The sequence below is a fragment of the Streptomyces smaragdinus genome (assembly GCF_009604385.1).
GTDB lineage: Bacteria > Actinomycetota > Actinomycetes > Streptomycetales > Streptomycetaceae > Streptomyces > Streptomyces smaragdinus.
Map to the genome: position 1 here is coordinate 81567 of NZ_WEGJ01000011.1, position 16655 is coordinate 98221.

Below are 16655 nucleotides of genomic sequence, written 5' to 3' on the forward strand. Positions count from 1 at the left end.
GTTCGGCGTGTCCGCCCGAATGACCTTCGGGGGTCAGTGCTGTCTGTTACCGAACAACGTGCGCCGCAGTCGCTTCAGCGGTGCGAAGAGCGACACGCGCTCCGCCTTGGCCGTCGACCGGCCGCGCTCCGGCGAGCGGGACGTGAGCTCCTGCATCAGCAGGGTCGCGCCCTCCGCTTCCGCCGCGGGCACGGCGGGGCCGGCCAGGACCGCCAGATGGCGGTCGACGCGCGCGCGGGACGCGCTGTTGTTGCAGTCGATCGCAGGGACACGAGCCCTGCTTCGCATAGTTATCTGATCCATGTCACTCCCCACCCGTACGAGGGCACCCGGCTCGGGCAGGGTAACCCTACCGTCCCCCAGCGGCACACGCGCATCCCCCGGAGCGGATTCACCGCGGAATCAAGGCCGTTGACGGGCAACGGTCAATTAGGTTCCGCCCAGGGGGAGTTGCAGCAGCGGATCACCCGTCGGCCGCCGGGAACCGCCCTCCGGTTCCTCCGTCACGGCGAGCGTGCGGACCGTCGGTCCGAGGGACGCGACGAACGGCTCGGCGGGTTCCGGCAGACCGGCGGAGCGGATCGTTCCCGGCTGCTCGTCCATCGCCCACAGCTGATACGTGCGGCCCCGCGCCGGACGCGGCAGTCCCGACAGCGTGACCACGGCCCGCCCCAGCTCCCGCGACACCACGGCGTTCAGCCCGCCGCCCCCACCGCGCGCGGACAGCGCGGCGGCGTCGGGCGCCGCCAGCACCTCCGTCACCGCCGCCGCCTCCGCCCGCCGGCCGTCCAGATCCCGCTCCGCCCGCGTCCACAGCACCCCGAGGAGGACGGCCGCCGCGACGGCGAACGCCGCACCGGCGGCGGCCAGCCGCACACCCCACGTCCGCCGCGGGGCCACGGTGACGGTCCGCCGCCCGGGGACGGGAGCCGGACGGTCCTGCTCGACGGTACGGATCGCGGCCAGCACCCGCTCGCGCATCCCCTCCGGCGCCGGTACGGCCACCGCCCGGGCCAGCCGGACGGCGTCCTCGCGCAGCGCGCGCACCTCCCCGGCGCAGACAGCGCACCGGCCGAGGTGGCGCGCGAAGCGCCGCTCCTCGCGCGGGGGGAGGGCGGACAGCGCGTACGGGGCGGCGAGCGTGTGCCGGTCCGGGCTCATGCCGCGCCTCCGTCCAGACAGGCGCGCATCCGCAGCAGACCGTCGCGCATCCGGGTCTTGACGGTGCCCAGCGGCAGCGACAGCCGCCTCGCCACCTCCCGGTAGGTGAAGCCCTCGTAGTACGCGAGGGTCACCGACTGCCGCTGCAGCTCCGTCAGCGCGTCCAGACAGCGCCGTACCCACTCGCGCTCCAGCCGGCCCTCCACCGTCTCCACCACCTGGTCGAAGGCGGGCCCCTCCGCGCGCCGGCCGGCCCGCTCCTCACGCTCACGCGCGGCGCGCGCCGAGCGCACCCGGTCGACCGCGCGCCGGTGGGCCAGGGTGAGCGTCCACGCCATCCCGCTGCCCTTCGCCGCGTCGAAGCGGGGGGCGCCGCGCCACAGTTCCAGCAGCACTTCCTGGGCCACCTCCTCCGACTGGGCGGGATCGCGCAGCACGCGGCGCACCAGCCCGTACACGGGCCCGGAGACCAGGCCGTACAGCTCCTCGAAAGCACCCTGGTCGCCCTCCGCGACCAGCGTCAGCAGCTTTCCCTCCAGATCATGGGCCACGCCCACTCCCCTCACCCCGTCCCCGGCCGCGGCCGTCCGTCCTGTCACCCCTCCTTCGCGACGGGGGCGCGAGCGGATTGGTGCGCGGGGGAGCGAGGTTCCCGGACTTCTTCCGGACATCCACCAATCCGCCCCCGGCTCCGCCCCGAATGACCCCGTGCCAAACCGCTTTTCCGATCGAAGGACGGACGCGATGTCCACACGGATCAAGACAATCGCCGCACTGACCTGCGGTGCCCTGGCGGCCGGGGGGCTCGCCGCCGGCGGCGTCACCGTACTCGGGCCCCGGGACGCGGCCGCCTCGAGTCACCGCGAGGCACCGCTGATCTCCGGCCAGCCCGAGTACGACAACACGGACGTGTACGCGTTCGTCAGCCCCGACCGGCCCGACACCACGACCCTGATCGCCAACTGGGTGCCCTTCGAGGAGCCCGCGGGCGGCCCCAACTTCTACCGCTTCCCGACGGACGCGCAGTACGACATCCACATCGACAGCGACGGCGACTCACAGGGCGACCTGCTGTACCGGTGGACGTTCCGGAACAGGACGCGCAACGGCAACACGTTCCTGTACAACACCGGCCCGGTCACCGGCCTGAACGACCCGGACCTCAACTTCCGCCAGACGTACGACATCGACCTGATCAAGCTGGACAAGCAGCGGATCGTCTCGACGACGAAGATCGCCGACGATCTGCCGATCGCACCGTCGAACGTCGGCAAGGCGTCGATGCCGGACTACAGGAAGCTGCGCGACGAGGCCGTCAAGACGGTCCGCGGCGGCGGGAAGTCCTACGTCGGCCAGGCCGACGACCCGTTCTTCCTCGACCTGCGCGTCTTCGACCTGCTGTACGGCGGCGACCTGTCGGAGGTCGGCAACGACACCCTCAAGGGCTACAACGTGAACACCGTCGCCCTCCAGGTGCCCACCGCCTCCATCCGCAAGTCCGCGCAGCAGCCCGTCGTCGGGATCTGGTCGACGACCCAGCGGCGCAACGCCGCCGGCGCCTGGACCCAGGTCTCCCGCCTCGGCAGCCCGCTGGTCAACGAGGTGGTCGTCCCCGTCAAGGACAAGGACAGGTTCAACGCGTCCGCGCCGTGGAACGACACCCAGTTCCTGAACTACGTCACCAACCCCGAACTGCCCAAGCTCATCGAGAAGGTCTACGGCATCAAGGCGCCGAAGACCCCGCGCAACGACCTGGTCTCCGCCTTCCTCACCGGCGTCGACGGCCTCAACAAGCCGCCGAACGTCCGCCCCGCGGAGATGCTGCGCCTGAACACCGCCGTCCCGCCCACCGCGTCGCCCAAGCGCCTCGGTGTGCTGGACGGCGACAAGGCCGGGTTCCCCAACGGGCGGCGGCTCGCCGACGACGTCATCGACATCGAACTGCAGGTCGTCGAGGGCGAACTGGTCGGCAGCCCGAACGACCTCGGCGACGCCGTGGACGCCAACGACCGGGCGTTCGGCACGTCCTTCCCGTACGTGGCCCTTCCCACCTCCGGGTCGGACACACCCGCCGACGCCGGCACGCAGGCCGGCAAGAGCCGTACCGCGATCGAGGGCGGGGCCACGCAGGCCGCCGCGTCCGGCGGGGACGACGACTCGCCGCTGCTGGTCGCCTCCGCGGCCTCCGGTGTGGGCGGCGCGCTGCTGGTCGGGCTGGGGCTCGCCTGGTGGCGGATGCGGAGCCGGCGCCGGACCGCGGCGATCTGACGCCCGCGATGAGACCGGGCGCGGCCGCTTCGTCCGATCCCCCCGGCGGCCGCGCCCACCCGCACACCCGCCCGCCGGGGGACACCCCCGGCGGGCGCATCCCCGCGACACTCCCCAGACACGAGGTGGGCACGATGACGAAGTCCAGGACCCGGCTGCCGCGCCCCCGCGCCCTGGCCGCGGCCACCGCGCTGGCGCTGCTCCTCACCGGAGCCGCCCTCGTCGCCGGCGGCACCTCCGCCGGACCACCCGGCGCACCACCCGCCCCGGCAGCCGGGGTGCCCTTCGAACGGCTGGCGGGGGACGACCTCGACCGGGGCGTCACCGCCCTGCAGACACATCTGCGGACCCAGCCCAAGGACGCCGCGGGCTGGGCGGGCCTGGGCGCCGCGTACGTCGAACAAGCCCGCACCAGCGGCGACCCCACCCGCTACCCGCTCGCCGGGAAGGCCCTGGCCACGTCGCTGGAGCTGCGGCCGGACAACGACACCGCGCTCGCCGGACAGGCCGCCCTGGCCGCCGCCCGCCACGACTTCCACGGCGCGCTCCGCCTCGCGGACGCCGCCCTGCGGGTGAACCCGTACAGCGAACGCGCCCTGTCCTCCCGCATCGACGCCCTCGTCGAACTCGGCCGCTACCCCGACGCCCTGCGCGCCGCCCGCACGGCCGACTCCCGGCGACCTGGCATACCCGTGTTCACCAGGTACGCCTACGTCCTCGAACTGCGCGGCGAAGTGAGCGCCGCCCGCCGCGTCCTCGGCCGGGCCCTCGACAGCGCCGTCGCCCCCGGCGACCGGGCGTACGTGGCGACGCAGGCCGGCCGGCTGGAGTGGACGCAGGGCGAGTACACCGCCGCCGGACGCTACTTCGCGGCCGCCCTGGCGGCCGACGGTTCGTACCTCCCGGCGCTCGAGGGAAGGGCGCGCACCCGGGCCGCCCGCGGTGACGAACGGGGCGCGATCCGCGACCTCGAGGACGTCGTCCGCCGTCAGCCGCTGCCCGGACCGCTGGCCGCCCTCGGCGAGCTGTACGAGGTGACCGGCCGACGGGCGAAGGCCCGCGAACAGTACGCCCTCGTCACCGCCTGGGCGGCGCTGGCCCGCGCCAACGGCGTGACGGTGGACCTCGACACGGCGCTCGTCGCGGCGGACCACGGTTCACCGGCCGAAGCACTGCGCGCGGCACGCGCCGAGTACGCACGCCGGCGCACGGTGCACACGGCCGACGCCCTCGCCTGGGCCCTGCACCGCTCCGGCCGCTCACGGGAGGCGCTGCCGTACGCGCGGTTCGCCGTCGGCGTCGGGCTGCGCGGCGCCGAACTCCGCTGTCACCGGGGCATGATCCTGCTGGCGCTGGGGAAGACGTCCGCCGGACGCGCGGACCTGCGCGCGGCGCTCGCGCTCAACCCCGGCTTCTCGCCCCTCGGGGCCCGGGCGGCGAGGGAGGCCCTGCGATGAGGGCGCACCCGGCCGTACCGGCGTCGCGGAAGGCCGATGCCCGTCCGGCCTCCCCGGTGCGGGGGCGCCGCCCCACCCCGGCCGCGCGCTGCGGACGCGTCCTCGCCGTGGCCGCGGCTCTCCTCACGCTGGGTGTGGCGTTCGCCCCGCAGGCGTCCGCGCATCCGCTGGGCAACTTCAGCGTCAACCAGTACGACGGGATCGTCGTCGCCCCCCGTGCGCTGCGGGTGGACCATGTGGAGGACCTGGCGGAGATCCCCGCGCGGCAGGTACGGGGCGCGATCGACCGCGACGGCGACGACACCCTGGCCGCCGGGGAGCTCGCCGCGTGGGCGCGCGGACGGTGCGCCACCGCCGCCGGGCGGGCGCGGGCGGTCGTCGACGGGACGGCCGTCCCGGTGGAGGTGACGTCCGCGGGGGCGCGGGTGCGCCCGGGGCAGGCGGGACTCGTCACCCTGCGCGTCGAGTGCGCGCTGCGCGCGCCGGTCGCGGCCGGGGGGCACCGCGTCGGCTACCGGCCCGCCGACGCCGCCACCGCGAAGGGCTGGCGGGAGATCACGGTGGCGGGGGACCGGATGACGCCGCGCGGCACGGACGTACCGGAGGAGTCCGTGTCCCGGCGGCTCACCCGCTACCCCGCCGATCTGCTGTCGTCGCCGCCCCAGCGGGCCTCCGCCGCGTTCACCGCCGTCCCCGGCGGGCCCGCGCTGGCCGCCGGCCCGACGCCGTTCGGCGCCGGGGCGCTGCCGCGCGGGGCGGACCGCTGGACCGAGGCGCTGAGCGGACTGGTCGCCCGGCACGAACTGAGCCTCGGCTTCGGGGCGCTGGCGCTGGCGATCGCCACGGCGCTCGGCGCGCTGCACGCGCTGGCGCCGGGACACGGCAAGACGCTGATGGCCGCCGCGGCGGCGAGCGGCCGCGGTTCGCCGCGCGACATCGTGGTCCTGGGGGCGTCGGTCACGGTGACCCACACGCTGGGGGTGTTCGTGCTGGGCGCGATGGTCATCGCCGGCTCGTCGGCGACACCGGCCGTGGTCACCTGGCTGGGGATCGTGAGCGGCGCGGTGGTGCTGGTCGCCGGCGCGGCACTGCTGCGGCGGGCGTGGCGGGGGGAGGCGCACGGGCACAGCCACGGGCACGACCACAGCGACGGGCACGCGCACGACCACAGCCACGGGCACGATCACACGCACGGACACACCCACACCCACACCCACGCCGGGAAACACCCCCGAAAACCCCCGCGCACCCTCCTCCTCGGCTTCGCCGGCGGCCTCGTCCCCAGCCCCTCCGCCGTCGTCGTCCTCGTCGGCGCGACCGCCCTCGGCCGCCCCTGGTTCGGCGCGCTCCTGGTCGTCGGCTACGGCGCCGGGCTGGCGCTCACCCTCACGGCCGCCGGCTTCCTGGTCGTCAAACTCGGCCACCGGGCGCGGGCGGCGGCGAGCCGCAGACGTGCCGCCGCCCGCTGGCTGCGGGCGGCGCCGTTCGGCAGCGCGGCGGTCGTCCTGGCGCTCGGCTGCGGGCTCGTGCTCAAGGGAACGGCGGCGGCCCTGGCGTGAGACGGCCCGAACCCGGCGTACCGGTCCGCGCGTTGTCACCGCGCGGAAACAGCACCCTCCTACGCGCAGCGGTGGTGCGGACTGAAGCGCTACCTTTGGTAGGAATCGCACCTCTGGGGTTGGGGGAACACGAATGAGCGGAGATGCGAACAAGGATCCGGTGCTGATCGCGGGCAGATACCGGCTCCTCAACGCCCTCGGACAGGGCGGCATGGGGGTGGTCTGGCGGGCGTACGACGAATCGCTGAACCGCGAGGTCGCCGTCAAGGAGGTCCGCGCCCCGCGCCATCTCGACGACCGCGAGGTGCAGCGCCTCTACACCCGGCTGGAGCGCGAGGGCTGGGCCGCCGCCCGGATCTCCCACCGCAACGTGGTGACGGTGTACGACGTGGCCACCCACGACGGCCGGCCGTGGATCGTGATGGAGCTGGTCAAGGGCCTGTCGCTGGCCGATGTGCTGGAGGCCGGGGGCCCGTTGCCGCCCGCGCGCGCCGCGCGGATCGGCGCCGAGGTGCTGGCGGCGCTGCGCAGCGCCCACGAGGCGGGGGTGCTGCACCGGGACGTCAAGCCCGGCAACATCCTGATCGGCAACGACGGCCGCGTCGTCCTCACGGACTTCGGCATCGCGATGATCGAGGGCGGCTCCGCGCTCACCGTCACCGGCGAGGTGATCGGCTCCCCGGAGTTCCTCGCCCCCGAGCGCGCGCTGGGCCGCACGCCCGGCCCGCCGTCCGACCTGTGGTCGCTGGGCGTGACGCTGTACGCGGCGGTGGAGGGCATCTCGCCGTTCCGCCGGGACACCGCGCTGTCCACCCTGCGGGCGGTGGTGGACGAGGAGTTGCGGCCCCCGGCGCGGGCCGGCGCGCTGACCGGCGTGATCGACGGCCTGCTGCGGAAGGACCCCGACGGGCGGACCACCGCCGAGGAGGCCGAACGGCAGCTGCGGATCGTCGCCGCGGGCGGCGAGCCCCGCCCGGACACCCGGGGAGCGGGCCGCGGCCCGACGACCGTCGCCGACCGCCCCGCCGCCACCCCGTCGTCCGGCCCCGCGGCCGGCGCGTATCCGCCCACCGCGCCGTACGGCCCCGGCACGACGGCCACCACCCCGTTGTCCGCGGGAGCCGCCGGAGCCGACGACGCCCGCGGCCGCCGCGCCGGCCTCGTGCTCGCCGTCGGCGCGCTCGCCCTCGCCCTCGGCGCCGGGGGCATCGCCTGGGCGCTGCTGCACGACGGCGACGGCAACGGCAGCGACAACGGCGGCTACCAGGGCGCCACCACGGGCGGCGACGCCGGCGCCTCCGCGGGCGGCACCCAGGACACGCCGACGGACGACCCGACGGAGGAACCGAGCACCAGCCCCTCGCCGAGCGTCTCGCAGGAGGCCGCCGGACAGACCACGACCAAGCCGCCGGCCCTCGTCGTGCACGTCTCGGTGACGGCCGTGCGCGCCGAGTACTCCGGCGTCTGCCCGCCGCCCGAGAACCAGGCACCCGCGTTCACCGGCAGCATCGAGGTCAACCGGATCCCGGCGCAGGTCACGTACCGCTGGGTCACGAAGAGCGGGAAGGGAGGCTCCGACTGGAAGACGGCCTCGTTCGACAGCGGCCTGTACGAGGTGAACCCCGAGGCGGTCGTCACGGCGTACACCGAGGGCGGTGCCTATCAGGACGAGATCGCCCTGCAGGTGAAGAGCCCCGCCGCGACGTCGGAGTACGTGCTGTTCAGCACCACCTGCGAGACGGACCGGCCGACCGTGAGTCCGGAGGCGGGCGGATGACGTCCCGCGCCGCGCCGGAAAACCTGTGTGCGCGAGAGGGCGGGTTGTCGCACGATGAACCACATGAGCGCTGAGCGGGCCGACGAGCCCAGGAGGATTCTGCTGCCCGTCGACGACGATCCGGCCGGTGCGGTCGAGGACATCCTGCCGTTGCGGCTCGCCCTGGAGGACAGCGATTCACCGGGCGACGTCGTGGATGCCCTGTTCCTGGGGCGGTTCGCGAGCGGGGAGCAGCCGTGGTCGCGTACGCACTCCATCGACAAGGTCAAGTCCGGTGCCACGCTGCTGCCGCCGGACGCCTGTGTGATCCGCTCGGCCAAGGACCGCGGCCGCGGCGGCTCGGTGCTCGCCGAGGGCCCCGGCTGGACGGTGCTGGTCAGCCGCTGGCAGCGCGGCGCCGACGTCACCGTCACGGCGGTCAGCGACGAGCTCGCCGAGCAGATCCTCAGCCAGGCGACGGACGGCGCCGCCGACGAGCCCGAACCCCAGCCCGACCAGGTGCCGATGGGTTTCTGGTACCTGTCCACGCAGCGCGGGCCGCGCCGCACCACCCGGAAGATCAGCGCCCCGTCCTGGGACGAGATCCGCGGCAACTACACGGCGCCGGTGGCCGGTTCCATGGCGGATCTGATGGGGATGACCCCGGACGACGTCACGGGCCGGCTGCTTCTGCTGCACGGGCCGCCCGGTACGGGCAAGACCTCCGCCCTGCGGACGCTCGCCCGGTCCTGGAAGGACTGGTGCCGGGTCGACTGCGTGCTGGACCCGGAGCGGCTCTTCAACGACGTCGGCTATCTGATGGACATCGCCATCGGCGAGGACGACGGCGCGAACGGCGGCCGGTGGCGGCTGCTGCTGCTCGAGGACTGCGACGAGCTGATCCGCGGCGAGGCCAAGCACGCCGCCGGCCAGGCCCTCTCCCGGCTCCTCAACCTCACCGACGGCCTGCTCGGCCAGGGCCGCAACGTACTCATCGGCGTCACGACGAACGAGGACCTGGAGCGCCTGCATCCGGCCGTGGTGCGCCCCGGCCGCTGTCTGGCCCGGATCGAGGTCGGCCCGCTCAGCCGGCGCGAGGCGGTCGACTGGCTCGGCGACGACGCCGACGGACGGGAGCACGCGATCGGCCGCGACGGCGCCACGCTCGCCGAGCTGTTCGCGCTGCGCCGCGGCACCGCGCCGGTGGGGCTGCCGGAGCAGCCGGGCCGGGACGGCGCCGGGATGTATCTGTAAACGGGCTCAGACCAGCGCGAATTGCCCGTTCGGGCCCTCCTCGTGATGGTCGAACACGGACGCGGGCCGCCGCGCTCCCGCGGGTACCGGCAGCACGCCCGCCTGCCGCAGCTCGGCCGCGGTGACGGGCGCCGCGATCTCCGGCGCGGGCGGCGCGGCGGCGCTCAGCGCCAGTACGGTGACCAGCTCCAGCAGCTCCGACGTCCACGCCTGTGGCCACTCCCGCGGCCGCACCGCCTCCAGCGAACCGGGCTCCGCCGCGGCCGTGCGCCGCTCGAACCACAGCTCCAGCACCCGTACACCCCCGGCCTCGAACTCCCACGCCTCCTTCGGTACGGGGGAGACCCGCCCCTCGCCGACGAGCAGCGTCTCGTCCTCTTCCGCGTACCCGATCTCCGCCGGACGCGCGGGGATCGGCGCCCGGACGTACGGCCGCCGTCCGCCCGGCTGCCGGGGCCGGTCCCCGCTGCGGGCACCGCGCAGCTGGAGGTCCAGCAGCCGGTGTCCGCGCTCCAGCCCCGCCGCCCACTCCGCGGGGTCGGCGGTCAGCGGCACCTCGCAGCCGTCCGCCCCGGGCCGGGCCACGGCCAGCGCCCACGCCAGCACGTCCTCCGCGGCGACGGGCACCCGCAACCGGCGGCGCAGATGGGCCGTCAGCCCCGGCGCGAGGTTGGGCTCGCGTCCCCCCGGACGGCGGAACAGCGGGCGTATGCGGCCCGGGCGGCCGGCGGGGGAGCGGCCGTCGGGCAGCAGGGCGGAGGCGACGAGCGCCGGCCCGCCGCCGGCCCGGCCCAGCTCGACGGCGTACAGCTGCCGGTCGTCGGCGACCCGCCACAGCTCCGGGCGGGCCTGGTCGATGAGCCGGTGGTCGGGGATGAGCCACTGCCGGTCGAACGCGCCGTGCAGCACGGGCACCGGATCGGGGCAGGGGGCGTGCTCGCGGGCGAGCGCCCCGGTGCCGGTCCGCTGGCCGGGGAGCTGGCCGACGCTGCGGGCGGGCGTACGGGAGCGGGTCGGGTGGAACAGCTCGGCGCGCCGCCGGCCCTCGGCGGCCATCAGCCGGTCCCAGCGGGCGCGCAGGGTCGCCGGATCGGGGGCCATGACCCAGCCCCGTCCCAGCCGTATCGGGGCGACGCCCCAGGGCATCAGCTCCCCGAGCGTCACCGTCCCGCCCACCGCCACGCGCCGTCCTCCCGTCGCCGCCCTCCACCGCATCGTACGGGCGCCCACCGACGCAGGACGTACTACCGCACCTCCACCGTCACGGAGAACGAGAACCGGTCCCCGCGGTAGCGGATCCGGGCCACGTCCACCACCGTGCCCGCCTCGTCGTACGACACCCCCGTGTAGAACAGCACCGGACTCACCAGCGGCACCCGCAGCAGCCGCGCCGTCTCCGGATCCGCCAGCCGCGCCTCGACCGTGTCCGTGATCCGCGAGATCCGCACCCCCACCGCGTCCCGCAGCACCCGCGTCATCGGCCAGCGCTCCAGATCCGCCGGATCGATGCGCGCCGCGAGCTCCGGACGGACGAAGTTCTCCGCCCAGTTCACCGGCTCCCCCGACTCCTCGTCGCTGCGCAGCCGGCGGTAGACCCCGACCTCCGTCAGCCCCGGGAAGTACTCCGCCAGCTCGGCCGGTACGGGGCCCGTCCCGTGTCCGAGGACGGCCGCCGCGTCGCCCGACTGCTGGGCCACGATCGCGTCGACCGAGCCCAGCAGCCGCACCGGCGCGCCGCGCCGCGCCGTCCGCTCGATGAACGTCCCCCGCCGGCGGTGCCTGCTGATCAGGCCCTCCTCCTCGAGCTCCTTCAGCGCCTGGCGCAGAGTGAGCACGCTGACGCCGTAGTGCTCCGCCAGCTGCTCCTCCGTGGGCAGCCGCAGCGGGGCGTCGGGGGACCGCCCGAGGATCGAGGCCCGCAGGGACTGCGATATCTGATACCAGAGCGGCAGTTTGCGATTGAGCTCGATCGAATCGGGCGCGAAAGTGTTCATACCCGGAAGTTACTCTCCAGCCCCTGCCACACGTCGTCGTATCCACCCTGCAGATGCCCGGCCCCCGCGGCCTGGGCGGTCGCCGTCACCGGCCAGCGCGTCTCGAACATGAACGCGAGCCCGTCGTCGATCTTCTGCGGCACCAGCTCGGCGGCGCTCGCCCGGTCGAACGTCTCCCGGTCGGGTCCGTGGGCGGACATCATGTTGTGCAGCGACCCGCCGCCGGGCACGAAGCCCTCGGCTTTCGCGTCGTACGCCCCCTCGAGCAGCCCCATGTACTCGCTCATCACATTGCGGTGGAAGTATGGCGGCCGGAACGTGTCCTCTCCGACCAGCCACCGCGGCGCGAACACCACGAAGTCCACCCCCGCCTGCCCCGGCGTGTCCGACGGGGACGTCAGCACCGTGAAGACCGACGGGTCCGGGTGGTCGTAGCTGATGGAGCCGATGACGTTGAACCGCCGCAGGTCGTAGACGTACGGCACGTGGTTGCCGTGCCAGGCGACGACGTCCAGCGGGGAGTGGTCGTACGTCGCGGTCCAGAGGTTGCCGCAGAACTTGTTGACGACCGTCGTGGGCCGCCGCACGTCCTCGTACGCGGCGACCGGGGCCAGGAAGTCACGTGCGTTCGCCAGCCCGTTGGCCCCGATCGGGCCGAGGTCCGGGAGGACGAACGGGGCGCCGTAGTTCTCGCACACGTAACCGCGGACCGTCTCGTCGAGCAGCTCGACCCGGAACCGCACTCCCCGCGGGATCAGCGCCACGTGTCCCGGCTCCACGGCGAGCAGCCCGAACTCGGTGCGCAGCAGCAGCCCGCCGCGCTCGGGGACGATCAGCAGCTCGCCATCGGAGTCGCTGAACACCTTGTCCGTCATGGGGGTGTTCGCGTGGTACAGGTGGATCGCCATGCCGGCGCGCCGCGTGACGTCCCCGTTGCCGCCGAGGGTCCACAGCCCGGCGACGAAGTCGGTGCCCGCCGCGGGCTCCGGCAGCGGGTTCCAGCGCAGCCGGTTGGGGTCGGGCACGGTCTCCGTGAAGGGCGCGGAGCGGATCGTGCCGTTGCCGGCGCGGGTGAAGCGCGGGTGGGCGGCGGACGGCCGGATCCGGTAGAGCCAGGAGCGGCGGTTACGGGCCCGGGGCTCGGTGAAGGCGGATCCCGACAGCTGCTCCGCGTACAGGCCCAGGGGCGCGCGCTGGGGGGAGTTGCGTCCGGCGGGGAGCGCGCCGGGGACGGCCTCGCTCTGGTGCTCGTTGCCGAAGCCGGGGGAGTGGGTGAGGTCCCCGGCGGTCTTGCGTGCGGTCTCGACGGTGCTCATGGCGGCGTCGCCCTGCCCTTCGCGTTTGATTCCTATGTAAGACCATAGGAATCGCCGGCGCACCCCGTCAATGGAGCGTCCGCCCCGGCTGCCTGGTGGTGGCGCCACCTGTCACCCGTCCGCCCGTCGGGATACCGTGCGGTATGCCGACGGCCGAGGGGGCCCCGATGACCCGTACCGCCCTGCGTATCTGCCCGCTCTGCGAAGCCACCTGCGGACTGACCCTGACCATCGACGACGCCGGCCGCGTCACCGGCGCCCGCGGCGACCGCGACGACGTGTTCAGCGCCGGGTTCATCTGCCCCAAGGGAGCGTCCTTCGGCGAGCTGGACGGCGACCCCGACCGGCTGACCGCCCCGCTCGTCCGGCGCGACGGGGAGCTGCGCGAAGCCACCTGGGACGAGGCGTTCCGGGAGGTCGCGAAGCGGCTCGGCCGCACCGGGGTCGCCGTCGTGCTCGGCAACCCCAACGTCCACACCATGGCCGGCGCCCTCTATCCGGCGCTGATCGTCCGCGCGCTCGAGGACCGGCAGGTCTACTCCGCCAGCACCGTCGACCAGATGCCCAAACAGGTCGCCTGCGGCCATCTGTACGGCGATCCGCTCGCGTTCCCCGTCCCGGACCTGGACCGCACCGACCACCTGCTGCTGATCGGCGCCAACCCCCTGGTCTCCAACGGCTCCCTCGCCACCGCCGCCGACTTCCCCGGCAGGCTGAAGGCCCTGCGCGCCCGCGGCGGTCGCCTCGTCGTCGTCGACCCCGCCCGCACCCGCACCGCCCGCGTCGCCGACCGCCACATCGCTCCCCGTCCCGGCACGGACGCCGCCCTGCTGCTCGCCGTGGCGCAGACCCTGTACGCGGAGGGCCTGACCACCCCCGTCGAGCACGCCGACGGCGTGGCGGAGCTCGGTGAACTGATCGCCCCCTTCACGCCGGAGGCCGTCGCCCCGTACTGCGACGTCGACGCGGACGTCGTACGCGAACTCGCCCGCGAACTGGCCGCCGCCCCGACCGCCGCCGTCTACGGCCGCCTCGGCACGACGGCCGTCGAGTTCGGCACGCTCACCAGCTGGGCGGTCGACGTCCTGAACATCCTCACCGGCAACCTCGACCGCCCGGGCGGCGCGATGTTCCCCCTCGCCGCCACCGCGACCGTCCGCCCGCCGGGCCCCGGGAGGGGCTTCCGCACCGGCCGCTGGACGAGCCGGGTCTCCGGCCACCCGGAGGTGATGGCGGAGTTCCCCCTCGCCGCGCTGGCGGAGGAGCTGGACACCCCGGGGGAGGGGCGGTTGCGCGCCGTGCTCACCGTCGGCACCAACCCGGTGCTCTCCGCGCCGGACGGACGGCGATTGGAACGCGCGCTGGCGGAGTGCGAGTTCATGGTGAGCGTCGACCCGTATCTGAACGAGACCACCCGGCACGCGGACGTCATCCTGCCGCCGCCCCGGCCCGCGCACGGCGCCCACTTCGACTTCCTCTTCGGCGCCCTCTCCGTCCGCAACAACGTCCGCTACAGCCGCCCCGCCGTCCCCCTCCCCGACGGCACCCCGGACGAGTGCGAGATCCTCGCCCGCCTCACCGCGATCGCCGGCGGATTCCCGTACGACACCGACCCCGCGGCCGTCGACGCCCAGGTGATCGACGCGACCCTCCGCCGCGCCGTCACCGCCGCGCACTCCCCGCTGCAGGGCCAAGACCCCGCCGAGCTCGCGGCCGGGCTCACCGGCGACACGGGTCCCGAACGGCGGCTCGACCTGATGCTGCGCCTCGGCCCCTACGGCGACCGCTTCGGCGCCGACCCCGACGGCCTCACCCTCGCCCGCCTCCTCGACCACCCCCACGGCATCGACCTGGGCCCCCTGCGCCCGCGTCTGCCGGAGGTGCTGCGGACGCCCTCCGGCCGCATCGAGCTGTGCCCCGAACCGATCGCCGCCGACCTCCCCCGGCTGCGCGCCGCCCTGGACCGGCGGCCGGACGACCTGGTGCTGATCGGCCGCCGTCAGACACGCTCCAACAACAGCTGGCTGCACAACGTCCCCGCCCTCACCGGCGGCAGCAACCGCTGCACCCTCCAGGTCCACCCCGACGACGCCCACCGCCTCGGCCTCACCGACGGCGCCACCGCCCGCGTCAAGGGCGACGGCGGCGAGATCACCGCCGAGGTCGAGCTCGCCGACGCCCTGCGCCCCGGCGTCGTCAGCCTCCCGCACGGCTGGGGCCACGACCGCCCCGGCACCCGGCTGTCCGTCGCGGCGGCCGCCCCCGGCGCGAACGTCAACCAGCTGCTGGACGGCTCGCGACTGGATCCCCTGTCCGGCACCGCGGTGCTCAACGGCTTCCCCGTGCAGATCGGGCCCGCGTGACCCACGGCACGGGGCGGAGGGCTGTCCGCGTAAAACTATCAGCGCTAGTTTGGGTGGCGCACGGCAGCAGTCCGATCGGGAGGACGTGACATGAAGGCCCATGACGCCCTGTTCATCGCGGGAGCCTGGCGGGAGGCCGCCGGCAGCGGCTCCATCGAGGTCGTGAACCCCGTGGACGAACAGGTCATCGGCACCGTCCCGGCCGGCGACGCGACGGACGTCGACACCGCCGTACGCGCCGCCCGCGCCGCCTTCCCCGGCTGGGCCGCCACCCCGCCCGCCGAGCGCTCCGCCCTCCTCGCCGCCCTGCGCGACCGGCTCGCCGACCGCGCCGAGGAGATCGCCGAGACGGTCACCGCCGAGCTCGGGGCGCCGCCGGTGTTCGCGCAGAAGGTGCACGCCGGGCTGCCGGTCGCGGTCACCGGCACCTTCGCCGAGCTAGCCGCCTCGTACCCCTTCGAGGAGACGATCGGCAACTCCACCGTCCTGCACGAGCCGGTCGGCGTCGTCGGCGCGATCACCCCCTGGAACTACCCCCTCCACCAGATCACCGCGAAGGTCGTGCCCGCGCTCGCCGCCGGCTGCACCGTCGTCCTCAAGCCCGCCGAGGACACCCCCCTCGTCGCCCAGCTGTTCGCCGAGTGCGTCGCGGCGGCCGGCCTCCCCGACGGCGTGTTCAACCTGGTCACCGGCCTCGGACCGGTCGCCGGCCAGGCCCTCGTCGAGCACCCCGGCGTCGATCTGCTGTCGTTCACCGGCTCCACCGCCGTCGGCCGGCAGGTCGGCGCCGCGGCCGGCGCCGCCGTCAAGCGCGTCGCCCTCGAACTCGGCGGCAAGTCCGCGAACGTCATCCTCCCGAGCGCCGATCTGGCGAAGGCCATCAACGTCGGCGTGGGCAACGTGATGTCCAACTCCGGCCAGACGTGCAGCGCCTGGACCCGGATGCTGGTGCACACCGACCAGTACGACGAGGCTGTCGCCCTCGCCGCGACCGCCGCCGCCAAGTACGCCTCCGCCGACCGGATGGGCCCGTTGGTCAACGCCCGGCAGCGCGAGCGTGTCCGCGGCTATATCGAACAGGGCGTGCGGGAGGGAGCGCGATTGGTCGCCGGCGGGGCGGACGCACCTTCGTACGCGGAAACGGGCTACTACGTCCAGCCGACCGTTTTCGCCGACGTCACCCCGGACATGACGATCGCCCAGGAGGAGATTTTCGGCCCGGTGCTCTCCCTCCTGCGCTACGAGGACGAGGCCGACGCCCTGCGCATCGCCAACGGCACGGTCTACGGCCTCGCGGGCGCCGTCTGGGCCGCCGAGCCGGCCGAGGCGGAGGCCTTCGCACGCAAGCTGGAGACGGGGCAGGTCGACATCAACGGCGGGCGCTTCAACCCCCTCGCGCCGTTCGGCGGGTACAAGCAGTCCGGCGTCGGCCGGGAGCTGGGCAGGCACGGGCTGGCGGAGTATCTGCAGACGAAGTCGCTCCAGTTCTGACCTCCCCCGACCACGCCCCGAAAGCGAGCACCCCCT

13 protein-coding genes are annotated in these 16655 nt (G+C 74.6%); 7 read left to right on the forward strand and 6 right to left on the reverse strand.

Going from position 1 to position 16655, the window contains the following annotated elements:
* Window positions 1-33 precede the first annotated feature (33 nt).
* From SRB5_RS16765 to sigK, 3 genes are all read right to left on the reverse strand, one after another.
* Window positions 34-303, reverse strand: coding sequence for a hypothetical protein (locus tag SRB5_RS16765; protein WP_153452790.1), 270 nt, complete (start codon window positions 301-303; stop codon window positions 34-36).
* A gap of 126 nt (window positions 304-429) precedes the next feature.
* Entirely contained in the window at window positions 430-1161 is a 732-nt protein-coding gene (locus SRB5_RS16770; protein ID WP_153452791.1) for an anti-sigma factor, read from the reverse strand.
* Window positions 1158-1727 carry an ECF RNA polymerase sigma factor SigK gene (gene sigK / locus SRB5_RS16775; protein WP_407703933.1) on the reverse strand — a complete coding sequence of 190 codons (570 nt, stop codon included), beginning with the start codon at window positions 1725-1727 and terminating at the stop codon, window positions 1158-1160. Before sigK ends, SRB5_RS16770 begins: the two co-directional genes overlap by 4 nt.
* Window positions 1728-1905: 178 nt before the next feature.
* Here sigK and SRB5_RS16780 point away from each other — a divergent pair, with 178 nt between their 5' ends.
* The 5 genes from SRB5_RS16780 to SRB5_RS16800 all read left to right on the forward strand — a co-directional run bounded on the left by SRB5_RS16780 (window position 1906) and on the right by SRB5_RS16800 (window position 9455).
* The gene (locus SRB5_RS16780) at window positions 1906-3429 is read left to right on the forward strand and encodes a DUF4331 domain-containing protein (protein ID WP_153452793.1); all 1524 of its coding nucleotides are present in this window, start codon (window positions 1906-1908) and stop codon (window positions 3427-3429) included.
* Window positions 3430-3563: 134 nt separating this feature from the next.
* Entirely contained in the window at window positions 3564-4886 is a 1323-nt protein-coding gene (locus SRB5_RS16785) for a hypothetical protein (protein WP_153452794.1), read from the forward strand.
* The gene (locus SRB5_RS16790) at window positions 4883-6445 is read left to right on the forward strand and encodes a sulfite exporter TauE/SafE family protein (RefSeq protein ID WP_153452795.1); all 1563 of its coding nucleotides are present in this window, start codon (window positions 4883-4885) and stop codon (window positions 6443-6445) included. Before SRB5_RS16785 ends, SRB5_RS16790 begins: the two co-directional genes overlap by 4 nt.
* A gap of 133 nt (window positions 6446-6578) precedes the next feature.
* Window positions 6579-8222, forward strand: a complete 1644-nt coding sequence (locus SRB5_RS16795) for a serine/threonine-protein kinase (RefSeq protein WP_153452796.1) — start codon at window positions 6579-6581, stop codon at window positions 8220-8222.
* Window positions 8223-8285: 63 nt separating this feature from the next.
* Window positions 8286-9455 (forward strand): DUF5925 domain-containing protein, encoded by a 1170-nt coding sequence (locus SRB5_RS16800; RefSeq protein ID WP_194292946.1) that lies wholly within the window; start codon window positions 8286-8288, stop codon window positions 9453-9455.
* A 6-nt stretch (window positions 9456-9461) separates the two neighbouring features.
* Here the strand turns inward: SRB5_RS16800 and SRB5_RS16805 are convergent, their stop codons facing one another.
* Genes SRB5_RS16805 through hmgA form a run of 3 tightly spaced genes read right to left on the reverse strand, consistent with a single transcriptional unit; the run spans window position 9462 to window position 12765 of the window.
* Window positions 9462-10670, reverse strand: a complete 1209-nt coding sequence (locus SRB5_RS16805) for a type ISP restriction/modification enzyme (RefSeq protein WP_153452798.1) — start codon at window positions 10668-10670, stop codon at window positions 9462-9464.
* A gap of 29 nt (window positions 10671-10699) precedes the next feature.
* Entirely contained in the window at window positions 10700-11449 is a 750-nt protein-coding gene (locus SRB5_RS16810) for a GntR family transcriptional regulator (protein ID WP_153452799.1), read from the reverse strand.
* Complete coding sequence (gene hmgA / locus SRB5_RS16815; protein ID WP_153452800.1) at window positions 11446-12765, reverse strand: homogentisate 1,2-dioxygenase; 1320 nt, start codon at window positions 12763-12765, stop codon at window positions 11446-11448. Before hmgA ends, SRB5_RS16810 begins: the two co-directional genes overlap by 4 nt.
* A 167-nt stretch (window positions 12766-12932) precedes the next feature.
* Between hmgA and SRB5_RS16820 the strand changes: the two genes are divergently transcribed.
* Complete coding sequence (locus SRB5_RS16820) at window positions 12933-15128, forward strand: molybdopterin-dependent oxidoreductase (RefSeq protein WP_153452801.1); 2196 nt, start codon at window positions 12933-12935, stop codon at window positions 15126-15128.
* Window positions 15129-15218: 90 nt separating this feature from the next.
* Window positions 15219-16619, forward strand: a complete 1401-nt coding sequence (locus SRB5_RS16825; protein WP_153452802.1) for an aldehyde dehydrogenase family protein — start codon at window positions 15219-15221, stop codon at window positions 16617-16619.
* The last annotated feature ends 36 nt before the right edge of the window (window positions 16620-16655 follow it).